Source organism: Streptomyces sp. NPDC028419, from assembly GCF_055565515.1.
Genome location: NZ_JBVHUE010000023.1, coordinates 136,411 through 149,468 on the forward strand (window position 1 = coordinate 136,411; position 13,058 = coordinate 149,468).

12 protein-coding genes are annotated in these 13,058 nt (G+C 72.9%); 2 read left to right on the top strand and 10 right to left on the bottom strand.

The window, feature by feature from the left end; genetic code table 11:
- Window positions 1–80 precede the first annotated feature (80 nt).
- From ACZ4UB_RS25860 to ACZ4UB_RS25905, 10 genes are read right to left on the bottom strand one after another with little or no spacing between them, the layout of a single operon-like run.
- Entirely contained in the window at window positions 81–1,658 is a 1,578-nt protein-coding gene (locus ACZ4UB_RS25860; protein WP_468073539.1) for an NADH-quinone oxidoreductase subunit N, read from the bottom strand.
- Window positions 1,655–3,220, bottom strand: a complete 1,566-nt coding sequence (locus ACZ4UB_RS25865) for a complex I subunit 4 family protein (RefSeq protein ID WP_354382775.1) — start codon at window positions 3,218–3,220, stop codon at window positions 1,655–1,657. Before ACZ4UB_RS25865 ends, ACZ4UB_RS25860 begins: the two co-directional genes overlap by 4 nt.
- A 38-nt stretch (window positions 3,221–3,258) precedes the next feature.
- Entirely contained in the window at window positions 3,259–5,157 is a 1,899-nt protein-coding gene (locus ACZ4UB_RS25870) for an NADH-quinone oxidoreductase subunit 5 family protein (RefSeq protein WP_468073541.1), read from the bottom strand.
- Window positions 5,154–5,525: an NADH-quinone oxidoreductase subunit NuoK gene (gene nuoK / locus ACZ4UB_RS25875; RefSeq protein ID WP_404016813.1), complete on the bottom strand. Its 372-nt coding sequence runs from the start codon at window positions 5,523–5,525 to the stop codon at window positions 5,154–5,156. The genes ACZ4UB_RS25870 and nuoK overlap by 4 nt, the downstream gene beginning before the upstream one ends.
- Window positions 5,525–6,154 carry an NADH-quinone oxidoreductase subunit J family protein gene (locus ACZ4UB_RS25880; protein ID WP_468073543.1) on the bottom strand — a complete coding sequence of 210 codons (630 nt, stop codon included), beginning with the start codon at window positions 6,152–6,154 and terminating at the stop codon, window positions 5,525–5,527. Before ACZ4UB_RS25880 ends, nuoK begins: the two co-directional genes overlap by 1 nt.
- Window positions 6,151–6,735: a NuoI/complex I 23 kDa subunit family protein gene (locus ACZ4UB_RS25885; RefSeq protein WP_354382718.1), complete on the bottom strand. Its 585-nt coding sequence runs from the start codon at window positions 6,733–6,735 to the stop codon at window positions 6,151–6,153. The genes ACZ4UB_RS25880 and ACZ4UB_RS25885 overlap by 4 nt, the downstream gene beginning before the upstream one ends.
- Window positions 6,735–7,703 carry a complex I subunit 1/NuoH family protein gene (locus ACZ4UB_RS25890; RefSeq protein WP_354382717.1) on the bottom strand — a complete coding sequence of 323 codons (969 nt, stop codon included), beginning with the start codon at window positions 7,701–7,703 and terminating at the stop codon, window positions 6,735–6,737. The genes ACZ4UB_RS25885 and ACZ4UB_RS25890 overlap by 1 nt, the downstream gene beginning before the upstream one ends.
- A complete protein-coding gene (locus tag ACZ4UB_RS25895; protein WP_468073546.1) occupies window positions 7,700–8,962 on the bottom strand; it encodes an NADH-quinone oxidoreductase subunit C in 1,263 nt (420 codons plus the stop codon). The genes ACZ4UB_RS25890 and ACZ4UB_RS25895 overlap by 4 nt, the downstream gene beginning before the upstream one ends.
- Window positions 8,959–9,555, bottom strand: a complete 597-nt coding sequence (locus ACZ4UB_RS25900) for an NADH-quinone oxidoreductase subunit B (protein WP_354382715.1) — start codon at window positions 9,553–9,555, stop codon at window positions 8,959–8,961. Before ACZ4UB_RS25900 ends, ACZ4UB_RS25895 begins: the two co-directional genes overlap by 4 nt.
- Window positions 9,546–9,956 carry an NADH-quinone oxidoreductase subunit A gene (locus ACZ4UB_RS25905; RefSeq protein ID WP_351045286.1) on the bottom strand — a complete coding sequence of 137 codons (411 nt, stop codon included), beginning with the start codon at window positions 9,954–9,956 and terminating at the stop codon, window positions 9,546–9,548. Before ACZ4UB_RS25905 ends, ACZ4UB_RS25900 begins: the two co-directional genes overlap by 10 nt.
- Window positions 9,957–10,100: 144 nt before the next feature.
- Here ACZ4UB_RS25905 and ACZ4UB_RS25910 point away from each other — a divergent pair, with 144 nt between their 5' ends.
- Window positions 10,101–11,285 carry a sensor histidine kinase gene (locus ACZ4UB_RS25910; RefSeq protein ID WP_468073549.1) on the top strand — a complete coding sequence of 395 codons (1,185 nt, stop codon included), beginning with the start codon at window positions 10,101–10,103 and terminating at the stop codon, window positions 11,283–11,285.
- Window positions 11,286–11,472: 187 nt separating this feature from the next.
- Window positions 11,473–12,807, top strand: coding sequence for a sensor histidine kinase (locus tag ACZ4UB_RS25915; RefSeq protein ID WP_468073551.1), 1,335 nt, complete (start codon window positions 11,473–11,475; stop codon window positions 12,805–12,807).
- Window positions 12,808–13,058 lie beyond the last annotated feature (251 nt).

Consider the following 13,058-nt stretch of genomic DNA (forward strand, 5'->3'; position numbering starts at 1 on the left):
GCCGCGGCCCCGGGCGGGGGCGGGGGCGGGCCGGGCGGCGGGCGGGGGCGGGACGCCGGGCGGGCGTTACTCCGTACGGGTTACTGCGGGAACAGTGCGGTGGATGCGAAACGTAGTACCAGCTGAGGGGCGCCCGACAACACAAGAGCGACAGCAGCGGTGAGGGCGATGGCCGCGACGACGGGCAGCGGGGCCTTGGGGCGGGATGTCGCCGGGGTCGCCGGGGCCGGCGCGGAGTCCGCGTCCGGGGAGCGGAAGAGCAGCGCCGTCCACTGGAGGTAGTAGTAGAGCGCCACGACGACGTTCACCGCCATGACGACCGCGAGCCAGCCCAGCCCGGCGTCCACGGCCGAGCGGAAGACGGTGACCTTGGCGAAGAGGCCGATGATGCCCGGGGGCAGGCCCGCCAGGCACAGCAGGAAGAAGGCCAGCGACAGGGCGGCGAAGGGCCGCGTCGCGTAGAGGCCGCGGTAGTCGCTGATCCGGCCCAGCGGGCTCGTACGGGCCACCAGGGCGGCCACGGCGAAGGCGCCCAGGTTCACGGCGGCGTACATCAGGGCGTAGGCGACGGTGGAGCCGATCTGCTCCCGGCCCGCGTGTGCCGCGGCCGCGATGGGGACCAGCAGGTAGCCGGCCTGGCCGACCGAGGACCAGGCCAGCAGGCGGACGGCGCTGTGCGCGCGGTCCTTGGCCTGGCGCAGCGCGGCGGCGTTGCCCAGGGTCATGGTGAGCGCGGCCAGCACCGCCAGGGCCGGGCCCCAGACGTCGGAGTACGCCGGGAAGGCGATCACGGTGACGAGGATGAGGCCGGTGAAGCCGACCGCCTTGCCGATGACCGAGAGGTAGGCGGCGATGGGCAGCGGGGCGCCGACATAGGTGTCGGGCACCCAGAAGTGGAAGGGCACGGCGGCCGTCTTGAAGGCGAAGCCGACGAGGGTGAGCGCGACGCCCGCCATCGCCAGGGTGTCGAGTTGGCCGGGGACGTGCTGGAGGCCGTCGGCGACCCGGTTCAGGTGCAGGCTGCCCGTGGCGGCGTAGACGAAGCTGACGCCGAGCAGGGAGACGGCGGTGGCCGTCACCGAGGACAGGAAGAACTTGAGGGCGGCCTCGGAGGAGAGCCGGTCGCCCCGGCGCATGCCGACCAGCGCGAAGGCGGGCAGCGAGGCGACTTCCAGGGCGATGATCAGGGTCGCCAGGTCACGGGCCGCGGGCAACAGGGCCGCGCCCGCGGCGGAGGAGAGCAGCAGGAACCAGAACTCCCCGGCGGGCAGCCGGCCCTCCTCGACGGCCGTGACCGACAGCAGGGCGGTGACCAGGGCGCCGCCGAGCACCAGGAACTGCACGACCAGCGTGAAGTGGTCGGCGGTGTAGCTGCAGGCGCCCGCGTCGCCGACGAGGCAGAAGGTGGACCGGTCCCCGGCGCGCAGCGGCAGCAGGGCGAGGGTGGCGACGGCCAGGCCGGCGACGGCGCTCCAGCCCAGGAGCGACTTCTTCCGCTCGGGCACGAAGAGGTCGGCGACCAGGATGACGAGCCCGACGGCGGCCGCGATGACCACCGGCGCGATCGCGAGCCAGTCGACGGACTGGACCACACTGGGCGCGCCCGGCTGCGGGGCGGCGGCCGCGGTGGCCACGGTGGCCGCGTACAGGGCCGTCATGAGTTGCCTCCTGCGAGGAGCTTCTGGACGGCCGGGTCGGTGAGGCCGAGGAGGACTGCGGGCCACAGGCCGGCAAGGACGGTGAGGGCGGCGAGCGGGGTCCAGGCCGCGAACTCGTAGCGCTGGATGTCGGCCACGGCGAGCGGGGCCTGGTCCGCGGGGCGGGCCAGCGGGTCGCCCATGCAGATGCGCCGTACGACGACCAGCATGTAGGCGGCGGTGAGCAGGGTGCCGAAGGCGCCGATCGCCATGAAGGTGAGGAAGGCGGGCCGGGACAGCCCCGCGGCCGGGTCGAAGGCTCCGAACAGGGTCAGCATCTCGCCCCAGAACCCGGCGAGGCCGGGCAGCCCGAGGGAGGCCACGGCGGCGAAGGCCAGGAGCGCGCCGAAGCGGGGGGCGCGGCCGTAGAGGGCCGCGCCGGTGGCTCCGGCGAGGGTGTCGAGGTCGCTCGTGCCGTAGCGGTCCTTGAGCGCGCCGACGAGGAAGAAGAGGAGGCCGGTGATCAGGCCGTGGGCGATGTTCGCGAAGAGCGCGCCGTTGACCCCCGTCGGCGTCATCGTCGCGATGCCGAGGAGCACGAAGCCCATGTGGCCGACCGAGGAGTAGGCGATCAGGCGCTTGAGGTCGCCCTTGGCGCCCTTGCGGGCCAGCGCGAGGCAGGCCAGCGATCCGTAGACGATGCCGATGACGGCGAAGGCGGCCAGGTAGGGCGCGAAGGTGTGCATGCCGTCGGGGGCGACGGGCAACAGGATCCGGACGAACCCGTAGGTGCCCATCTTCAGCATGACGCCGGCCAGCAGCACGGAGCCGACGGTCGGGGCGGCCGTGTGGGCGTCCGGGAGCCAGCTGTGCAGCGGCCACATCGGGGTCTTCACGGCGAGCCCGATGCCGATCGTGAGGACGGCGATCAGCTGGGTGGTGTGGGAGAGCCCGCGGCCGTTGTCGGAGGCCAGCGCCACCATGTCGAAGGTGCCGCTGTCGAGCCCGATCAGCAGCAGTCCGAGGAGCATGACCACGGAGCCGAGCAGCGTGTAGAGGATGAACTTCCAGGCGGCGGCCTGCCGCTGCGCCCCGCCCCAGCGGGCGATGAGGAAGTACATCGGGATGAGGACCATCTCGAAGGCGAGGAAGAACAGCAGCAGGTCCAGGACGGCGAAGGTGGCGAGGGTGCCGGACTCCAGGACGAGCAGCAGCGCGACGAAGGCCTTCGGCGAGGGGCCCGCGGGGAGCTTGAAGTAGCTGTAGAGCGCGCAGAGGAAGAACAGCAGCGCGGTCATCAGGAGGAGGGGGAGCGAGATGCCGTCGATGCCGAGGTGGATCCGGACGTTCAGGGCCTGGATCCAGCTGATGTCCGTCGTCGCCTGGAAGCGCGACGGGGCGTCGTGGTCGAAGCCCAGGGTGAGGGCGATCGCCGCGGCGAGGATCACGCCGGTCACGGTCACGCCGTGGCGCAGCACGGCCTGTTCGGGGCCGCGCCCCCTGAGACCGGGCGGGGCCGGGAGCAGCGCCGCCACGGCACCGAGGAGCGGTGCGGCCACGATGAACGCCAGAAGGAACTGCATCACGGATGCGCTGATATCAATCACGGCTGACTCACGGCTCACGATCCGGCGTTGACGTTGGCGAGGACGGCGGTGGCGAGCGCCAGGACCACGGCGCCGGCGAGCAGGGCGCTCAGGTAGCTCTGCACGTTGCCGGTCTGGGCGCGGCGTACGAGGGTGCCGAGCAGCCGGGGGGCACTGCCCGCGCCCCGGACGTAGGTGTCGACGACCTCGCGGTCCAGGAAGCGGACGAGGCTCGCGGCGCCCCGGACGGGGCGGACGAACAGCGCTTCGTAGACGGCGTCCAGGTGGAAGCCGGCGGCCGCGTGGCGGTGCAGGGGGCCCAGGAGCGCCTTGCCGGGATCGGCGGCGGGTGCGCCGGCCGGTGCGAGGGAGCGGCCGCGCTGCCACAGGCCGTAGGTGAGCAGCGCGCCGATGACCGCCGCGCCCGTACCGAGGACCACGGTGAGCAGGGTCGGCTTCAACTCCCCGCCGTCGAACCAGTCGGGGAGCGCCCACGCGGCCAGGCCGAAGGCGAGCGAGGGGAGGGCGAGCAGCCACAGCACGCCGGTCATGCCGAGCGGGTCCTTGTGGTGCTCGGGGGCGGCTTCGCCCCGGCCGCGGAAGGCCAGCAGCCAGAGCCGCGTGGCGTAGGCGGCGGTGAGCAGGGCCGTCAGCACGCCCGCGACCAGGACCAGCCAGCCGGCCGTCGTCGGGGCGGCGGCGGCGTGCCCGGCGGCCGCCTCCTCGGCGGCGACCAGCACGGTCTCCTTCGAGAAGAACCCGGCGAAGGGCGGCACGGCGGCGAGCGCCAGCAGCGCGATCGTCATCGTCCAGAAGGCGTCCGGGATGCGCTGGGCCAGGCCGTCCATCCGGGCCATGGCGGCCAGGGAGTTCGTACCGGCGGCGTGGATGATCACGCCCGCGCCCAGGAACAGCAGCGCCTTGAAGGCGCCGTGCGACAGGAGGTGGAAGACGGCGGCCCCGCGGTCGCCGACGGCCAGGGCCCCGGTCATGTAGCCGAGCTGGCCGATCGTGGAGTAGGCGAGGACCCGTTTGATGTCGTCCTGCGCGAGGGCGGCCAGCGCGGAGCCGACCATCGTCACGGCCGCCATCACGGCCATGACCACCATCGCGGCCCGGGAGGCCGTGAAGACGGGCAGCAGGCGCGCGATGAAGTAGATGCCGGCGGCGACCATGGTCGCCGCGTGGATCAGCGCGGAGACGGGGGTGGGACCGGCCATCGCGTCGGGCAGCCAGGTGTGCAGCGGGAACTGCGCGGACTTGCCCGCGACTCCGGCGAGCAGGAGCAGCGCGATCAGGGTCGGGTGGTCGAGCCCGCCCGCCGTGACGGCCCCGAGGATCTTGGTGATCCGGAAGGAACCTGCGTCGGCGGCGAGCGCGAACAGGCCGATCAGGAAGGGCACGTCACCGAGCTTGGTGACGAGGAAGGCCTTGAGGGAGGCGGCCCGGGCGGCCTCGGTCTCCCAGTAGTGGCCGACCAGGAAGTACGAGCAGATGCCCATGATCTCCCAGCCCACCAGCAGCACCATCAGGTCGCCGGAGTAGACGACGAGCAGCATGGCGGAGGTGAACAGCGAGACCAGACCGGCGTAGGAGGGGTAGCGCGGGTCCTCGCGCAGGTACGCCGTCGAGAAGATCTGCACGCAGGTGGCGACGACACCGACGAGGACGGCCGCCAGGACGGCGAAGCCGTCCAGGTGGAGCGCCAGTTCGATCGGCACGGAGCCGGTCGGCGTCAGCTCCGTCGCGGCGTCGATGGCCTGCCCGCCGCCGTGCCGGACGGCGACGAGGACGGCCAGTACGGCGGCGGCCAGCGTCGGCAGGACGGCGAGCGGGCGGACGAATCCGGGCGCCTTGCGGCCGAGGAGCAGTCCGGCCAGCGCGCCCAGGAAGGGCAGCAGCGGGACGAGGACGGCGAGGGTCGTGGTGCTCACGCGGTGACCTCGCTCTGGCTGTTCGGGGCGCCGGGTGCGGTCCGGGCGTCGTGGGCGGCCGTCGGCTCCGCGGTGTCGCGCAGCCGGTCGACGTCCGCGGTGCCGCGGTTGCGGTAGACCATCAGCACGATGGCCAGGCCGATGCCGATCTCGGCGGCGGCGACGGCGATGGTGAAGAGGGTGAGCGCCTGCCCGGCGTGCAGGCTGTCGCGCAGCCAGACGTCGAAGGCGACCAGGTTGAGGTTGACCGCGTTGAGCATCAGCTCGACGGACATCAGGACCAGGATGGCGTTGCGCCGGGCCAGCACTCCGTACAGGCCGGTGCAGAAGAGGAGCGCCGCCAGTACGGCGGGATAGGCGAGGTGCATCAGCGCTGCCGCTCCTTGTCTTCGGTGCCGCCGGCCGGTCCGGACGCCCGGTCCGCGGCAGGGTCCGCGGCCGGGTCGGACTTCCGGGAGAGCACGATCGCGCCGACCAGGGCGGCCAGCAGCAGGACCGACAGCGCCTCGAAGGGCAGCACCCAGTGCTGGAAGAGGAAGCCGCCCGTCACCGCGGTGGAGCCCTGGGCCGGGCCGTCGAGGTCGATCCAGGTGGTGCGGAAGGCGTCGACGACGACCCACACGAGGCACGCGGCGGCGGCCACGGCGACCCCGAGCGCGACCCAGCGGTTGCCGGAGTCGGCGTCCGGGGAACGGCCGATGGGCGCCTTGGTGAGCATCAGCCCGAAGAGCAGGAGGACGACGACGGAACCGACGTAGATCAGGACCTGGACCCAGGCGATGAACTCGGCGGTGAGCAGCAGGTACTCCACGGCGATCCCGCCGAGGGCGACGACCAGCCAGAGGGCGGCGTGCACGAGCTGCTTGGTCGTGACCGTGATGAGGGCCGCGCCGAGGGTGGCGAGGCCGACCAGGACGAAGGCGATCTCGACGCCGGTCGGGGAGAGGAATCCGGGTCCTGCCGCGGTGGTGGCGGCCAGGGTGGCGGCGGGGCTCACGCGTCTGTCTCCGGGGTGGTCTCGGGCGGCGTCGCGGCGGCGGCGGCCGCTGCCGCCGCGGCCGCCTCGGCCTTCTCGACGGCCTTGCGGGCGGCCGCGATCTCCTTGGGCTCCTCGGCCGCGGGGTCGAGCGCGGGCGGGGCCGGGACGGTCCACATCCACTCGCGCAGCTTGTCGCGCTCGTGGGTGAGTTCGTGGATGTCCGTTTCCGCGTACTCGAACTCCGGCGACCAGAAGAGGGCGTCGAAGGGGCACACCTCGATGCAGATGCCGCAGTACATGCAGAGCGAGAAGTCGATCGCGAAGCGGTCGAGGACGTTGCGGCTGCGCTCGCGTCCGCCGGGGGCGGCCGCGGGGACCGTCTCCTTGTGCGAGTCGATGTAGATGCACCAGTCGGGGCACTCGCGGGCGCACAGCATGCAGACGGTGCAGTTCTCCTCGAAGAGCCCGATGACCCCGCGCGAGCGCGGCGGCAGTGCGGGCTGGACCTCGGGGTACTGGGCCGTGTGCGAGCGCTTGACCATCGTGCGCAGCGTGACGGCGAGGCCCTTGGCGAGGCCGGATCCGGGGACGGGAGGCATTACTGGATCGCCACCTTCACGATGCCGGTGAGCGCGATCTGGGCGAGCGCGAGCGGGATGAGTACGGTCCAGGCGAGCTTCTGGAGCTGGTCCTCGCGCAGCCGTGGGTAGGTCACGCGCAGCCAGATCACGACGAAGGCGAGGACGGCGACCTTGAGCAGGGTCCAGACCCAGCCGAGGTCGTCACCGCCGAAGGGGCCGTGCCAGCCGCCGAGGAAGAGGACGGTGGTCAGTCCGCACAGGACGACGATGCCCGCGTACTCGGAGAGGAGGAAGAGGGCGAAGCGCAGTCCGGTGTACTCCGTGTACGCGCCGAAGATGATCTCGGAGTCGGCGACGGGCATGTCGAACGGCGGCCGTTGGAGTTCGGCGAGGCCGGCGGTGAAGAAGACCACGGCGCCGACGATCTGCCAGGGCAGCCACCACCACTCGAAGGCGCCGACGATCCCGGTGAGGGACACGGTTCCGGCGGCCATCGCGACGGAGGCGGCGGCGAGCAGCATCGGCAGCTCGTAGGCGAGCAGCTGGGCGGCCGTGCGCAGGCCGCCGAGCAGCGAGAACTTGTTGGCGGAGGCCCAGCCGGCCATGAGGCTGCCGAGCACGCCGATGCCCATGACCGCGAGCGCGAAGAAGACCCCCGCGTCGATGACCTGGCCGACCGCGCCGTCGCCCGGGCCGATGGGGATGGCGAGGAGGACGAGGAGGTAGGGCAGCAGCGCGACGGCGGGCGCGAGCTGGAAGATCCGCCGGTCGGCGTTGGCCGGGACGATGTCCTCCTTCTGCGCGAACTTCACGCCGTCGGCGACGAGCTGGGCCCAGCCGTGGAAGCCGCCCGCGTACATGGGGCCGAGGCGGCCCTGCATGTGGGCCATCACCTTGTGCTCGGCCTGCCCGACGACGAGGGGCAGGACCAGGAAGCAGACGAAGACGACGATCAGTCGCAGGGCGACGTCGAGGACGTCGTTCACGCGGGACCTCCTGCGGAGGGCTCAGTGGGATCCGGGGCCGGGGTCGGCGCGGCCCCGGCCGACTCCGCCCGGCCGGATTCGCCTCCGGCGGGGGCGGCGGGGCCCGGCTCGGGTGCGGCCGGCGTCGGGGCCGGTGCGGCCGGAGTCGGCTCGGCCGGAGTCGTGGCCGGAGTCGGCCCGCCCGGGGCCGTGGTCGGCGTGGCCGAAGTCGGCTCGGCCGGAGCCGGCGTGGCCGGGGAAGGCGAGGTCGGCTCGGCCGACGTCCCGGTCGGCGTCGCTGGGGGCGTGGGGGCGGGGGTGAAGGCGGGCTTGGGGTCGTGCCAGGGGGCGTCCGGGCTGCGCGGGGCGGGGGCCGGGGCGTCTGCCGGGCTCTGGCTCGTCGAGCCGTCCGACACCGAGCGGGTGCGGCGCACCGGGGGCTCGGGGGTGGACTCCGGCGGGGTCTGGCTCGTCGAGCCGTCCGACACCGAGCGGGTGCGGCGCACCGGGGGCTCGGGGGTGGACTCCGGCGGGGTCTGGCTCGCCGAGCCGTCCGAGACCGAGCGGGTGCGGCGGGGCGGGCGCGGGGGCTCGGGGGTCGTCTGGCTCGTCGAGCCGTCCGACACCGAGCGCGCTCGGCGCACCGGGGCGCCCTCGCCGGCCGCGCGGGGGGTGCGGGCCGGGCGGGTGGGGGCCGGGGGGAGCTGGCCCTTGAGGGGGCCCCACTCGTTCGGGTCCGGCACGCCCGGGGGAAGCATCTGGCGGCGCTTGGGACCGTCGGGGTCCGCGCCCTCGCCCGGTTCCTTGGCCCCGGGCCAGGCCTTGGCGACCCGCGCGGCCAGGACGAAGTCCTTGCGCAGCGGGTGGCCCTCGAAGTTCTCGGGGAGGAGCAGCGGGATCAGGTTCGGGTGGTCCGTGAAGGTCACGCCGAACATCTCGAACGTCTCGCGCTCGTGCCACGCCGCACCCGCGTACACCGCGACCGCGGACGGCAGCGAAGCCGCCGCGTGCGGGACCGTGGTGCGCAGCAGCAGGCGACGTACGCGGTGGTTCTCCAACGCCACGACGTGCGCGCAGATCCGGAAGCCGGTGCCCGGCTCGTCGACGGCGCTCAGCCAGTCGAAGTAGGTGCAGCCCAGTTTGTCGCGCGCGATCTCCAGCGCGGAGATCCAGCTGCCGACGGGCACGTCGACCGTCAGGACGTCGTAGGCGTAGGACCCGAGGGCCTCCTCGCCGAAGACCTGCGGGGCGCCCTCGGGGAGGGTCTCGTAGAGGTTCATGCGCGGCTCTCCTCCGTCGGGAGGACCGGCGGCGTGACCAGACCGCTCGTCAGCTGGGCCACGGACGGCCCCTGCGCATAGCGCTCCGCGAGCGATTCGCGGGCGATCTTCTCCTGGAGCTTGAGGATGCCCTGCAGCAGCGCCTCGGGCCGGGGCGGGCAACCGGGTACGTACACGTCGACCGGAATGATCTGGTCCACGCCCTTCGTCACGGAGTACGAGTCCCAGTACGGCCCGCCGCAGTTGGAGCAGGCACCGAAGGAGATGACGTACTTCGGCTCCGGCATCTGCTCGTACAGCCGCTTCACGGCCGGGGCCATCTTGTCCGTCACCGTGCCCGATACGATCATCAGGTCGGCCTGACGGGGGCCGGGCGCGAAGGGGATCACGCCCAGCCGGATGAAGTCGTGGCGCGCCATGGACGCGGCGATGAATTCGATCGCGCAGCAGGCCAGTCCGAAGTTGAAGACCCACAGGCTGTAGCGGCGGCCCCAGTTCAGGACCACCTTCATCGGCTCGGGTGCCAGGCGGGAGAGCACGCCCAGGCGCTTCGGTTCCGGGAGCAGCTGGGGCTCGGCCGGTGTCACGTCCATTCGAGGACGCCCTTCTTGTACGCGTAGAGCAGGCCGACGGCCAGGAAGCCCAGGAAGACGAACATCTCCACGAGCGTCGTGGCCCCGTAACCCGCGGCGGCGAACACGGTCGCCCAGGGGAAGAGGAAGATCGAGTCGACGGCGAAGATGACGTAGAGGAACGCGTAGACGTAGTAGCGGACCTGGGTGTGCGCCCAGCCCTCGCCGACGGGGTCCACGCCGCACTCGTACGTCAGCAGCTTTTCCGGGGTCGGCACGGAGGGGCGCAGCAGTCGGCCCGCGCCGAAGGCGACGGCCACGAAGAGCACGCCCAGGGCGGCGAGCAGCCCGACGACCGAATAACTCCGGAAATAGTCGGCTGCGAGCACGGTCACGGCCGTCGGTACAGCGGGTTCGGGCACGTCCGCTCCTCGCTCCCGGTCACTGTCGATGATCTGTTACGCACGGGAGTCTAGGGCCTGGCTTCACAGGGTGGGGTTATCCCCCGTTCACTCCCCCCGGTCCCCCCATGGCACCGGCGGGCCGCGCTTGACACGCTGTGGGGCATGACCGCGAACACCCGCACCACTCCAGCCGCCGACGAAGACCGCCCTCCGCCGGTCCGCCCCGCGTTCGGACGCGAGACCTGGGGGGAGGTCGCGTACCTCCTGCTGAACCTGCCGACGACGATCGTCGGATTTGTTTACACGGTGTTCATGGTGTCCATGGGCGGCGGTCTGGCGGTCACCGCGATGGGACTGCCGCTGCTCGCCTGCGGCCTGATCGGCTCGCGCGCGCTGGGGCGCACCGAACGCGCCCGGGCGCGGGCCCTGCTGGGCACGCGGGTGGAGGAACCGACCCCGATCCCCGGTCCGAAGCGCTCCGGGGGGTTCTTCCCCTGGCTGTGGTCGAGCCTCAAGGACCCGGTGGGCTGGCGGACCTCGCTGTACGGGCTGATCCGGCTGCCGTGGGGGGTGCTGACCTTCTCGATCACGCTGATCGGCCTCTTCGTGCTGTGGCCCGTGCTCCCGTACCTGACGCGCGCCATGACCCAGCTGGACCGCGCGATGGTACGGGGCCTGCTCTCGCCCGTGGACGAGCTGGAGCGGCGCATCGCCGAGCTGGAGTCGGACCGCGGGGTGGTCGTGGACACCGCGGCCGCCGACCTGCGGCGCATCGAACGGGACCTGCACGACGGCGCGCAGGCCCGACTGGTCGCGCTGGCGATGGGGCTGGGCCTGGCCAAGGAGAAGCTGCTGGAGGACCCGCATGCCGCGGCCGCGATGGTGGACGAGGCGCACGGCGAGGTGAAGATCGCCCTCCAGGAGCTGCGGGACCTCGCCCGCGGCATCCATCCGGCCGTGCTCACCGACCGCGGACTGGACGCGGCCCTGTCCTCGGTGGCCTCGCGGTGCCTGGTGCCGGTCAAGGTGGACGTCGACCTCGCCGAGCGCCCGGCGGAGGCGATCGAGGGGATCGCGTACTTCACGGTCTCCGAGCTGCTCCAGAACGTCAGCAAGCACGCGCGGGCGCGGCTCGCGAGCGTGGAGGTGTGGCGGTCCGGGAACCGGCTGATGATCCGGGTCTCGGACGACGGGATCGGCGGGGCGAGGATCAGCGGCGGCGGCACCGGCATGGCCGGGCTCGCGGAGCGGCTGGGGGCCGTGGACGGCCTGTTCGTCGTGGAGTCCCCGGAGGGCGACGGAACCGTGGTCACGGCGGAACTGCCCTGGCGGCCGCGGGGCGTCTGACGCACCGCCCGGCACGTCAACGGGGCCTTCCGCCGCGGCGGGAGGCCCTTTCGGCGTGCCGGGGCCGGCTGCGCCGAAGGGGGGATAACCCCCCGGTGGGGAGGCCGACGTACCGGATGGTCGCGCGGGGCCGGACGCGACAGGGTGGGGGAAGTAGGCAGGCACAGGGACGGGACGGGACGGGATCATGGCGATCGGCTACGGCACGGGCTACGGCACGAGCGGCAACGGTGCGGCGACGCGGGCGCCCTCGCTGCTCACGGCGCCCTTCGCGGGGCGGACCTGGCGCGAGTTCGGGCACCTGTTGCTCGGGCTGCCGCTGAGCACCCTGTACTTCTCGCTCGTCATCACCGGCATCTCGCTGGGGGCCGGGCTGCTGGTCACCTTCATCGGCGTGCCCGTGCTGGCGGGCGTACTGGCCATGGCCCGCCAGTTCGGGCACCTGGAGCGGTCCCGGGCGCGGGTCCTGCTCGGGATGGACATCGGCGACCCGGCGCCGGTGCGGGTCAAGGAGGGCGGCGGCGTGCTGGCCGCCACCGGCGCGGTGCTCAAGAGCGGGAGCGCCTGGCGGCACGCCCTGTACTCGGTGATCCACTTCCCGTGGGCGATCTTCAGCTTCACCCTGGCGCTGACCCTGTGGACCTACGGCTGGTCGATGCTGCTCTACCCGCTCTGGTTCTGGGTCTTCCCCACCTTCACCGACGAGCCCGGCCTGCAGCTCTTCACGAACGGCGACCACTACACCTTCTACCTGGACTCGCCGCTGCTGATCGCCCTCGCCTCAGTGGTGGGGCTCGGCTTCACCCTGGGCACCCCGTGGGTGATCCACGCCCTGGCGACCGTCGACCGGGTGCTGATCGGCGGGCTGCTCGGCCCGTCCCGGCTGGACCACCGGGTCATCGAGCTGGAGTCGGACCGCGGGGTGGTCGTGGACACCGCGGCCGCCGATCTGCGGCGCATCGAACGGGACCTGCACGACGGTGCGCAGGCCCGGCTGGTCGCGCTGGCGATGGACCTCGGCCTGGCCAAGGAGAAGCTGCTGGAGGACCCGAAGGCCGCCGCCCGCATGGTGGACGAGGCGCACGGCGAGGTGAAGATCGCCCTCCAGGAGCTGCGGGACCTCGCCCGGGGGATCCATCCGGCCGTGCTCACCGACCGCGGGCTCGACGCGGCCCTGTCCTCGGTGGCCTCGCGGTGTGCCGTGCCGGTGCGGGTGCAGGTGGAGCTGCCGGGGCGGCCCGTGGCCGCGGTCGAGGGGATCGCGTACTTCACGGTCTCCGAGCTGCTGCAGAACGTGAGCAAGCACGCGGGGGCCGGTGTGGCCAGCGTGGACGTGTGGAAGTCCGGGGATCGGCTGCTGATCCAGGTCGCGGATGACGGGTGCGGGGGGGCCAGTACGGCCGTGGGGGGTGGGCTCGCGGGGCTCGCGGAGCGGCTGGACGCGGTGGACGGCGTCCTGGTCGTCGACTCCCCCGTCGACGGGGGCACGACGGTGACGGCGGAACTCCCCTGGCGCGTCTGAGCCGTCCCGGCCCCTGGCCCGGCCGGCCGCGCCTCGCGCTCCCCGCCGCCCGGCTCCGCCAGGGTCAGCCCCGCCATTCCAGCGGCCCGGCCGAAGTCAGCCCCGCCATTCCAGCGGCCCGGCCAAAGTCAGCCTCGCCGGCGTTTGAGGCGCGGGTCCGGGCGGAGCCCGGTGCCCGGCGGAGCCGGGTTCCTGGGGGGTCGCCCCCACACCACAACCAAAGAAAAGAGGGGGGGGGAAGAAAGGGAGTA

Coding starts and splice junctions, on each gene's coding strand:
- ACZ4UB_RS25900 (WP_354382715.1), bottom strand. CDS start 9,555: ATGGACGTGACACCGGCCGAGCCCCAGCTGCTCCCGGAACCGAAGCGC.
- ACZ4UB_RS25885 (WP_354382718.1), bottom strand. CDS start 6,735: ATGCCTCCCGTCCCCGGATCCGGCCTCGCCAAGGGCCTCGCCGTCACG.
- ACZ4UB_RS25860 (WP_468073539.1), bottom strand. CDS start 1,658: ATGACGGCCCTGTACGCGGCCACCGTGGCCACCGCGGCCGCCGCCCCG.
- nuoK (WP_404016813.1), bottom strand. CDS start 5,525: ATGCACCTCGCCTATCCCGCCGTACTGGCGGCGCTCCTCTTCTGCACC.
- ACZ4UB_RS25910 (WP_468073549.1), top strand. CDS start 10,101: ATGACCGCGAACACCCGCACCACTCCAGCCGCCGACGAAGACCGCCCT.
- ACZ4UB_RS25915 (WP_468073551.1), top strand. CDS start 11,473: ATGGCGATCGGCTACGGCACGGGCTACGGCACGAGCGGCAACGGTGCG.
- ACZ4UB_RS25895 (WP_468073546.1), bottom strand. CDS start 8,962: ATGAACCTCTACGAGACCCTCCCCGAGGGCGCCCCGCAGGTCTTCGGC.
- ACZ4UB_RS25865 (WP_354382775.1), bottom strand. CDS start 3,220: ATGCAGTTCCTTCTGGCGTTCATCGTGGCCGCACCGCTCCTCGGTGCC.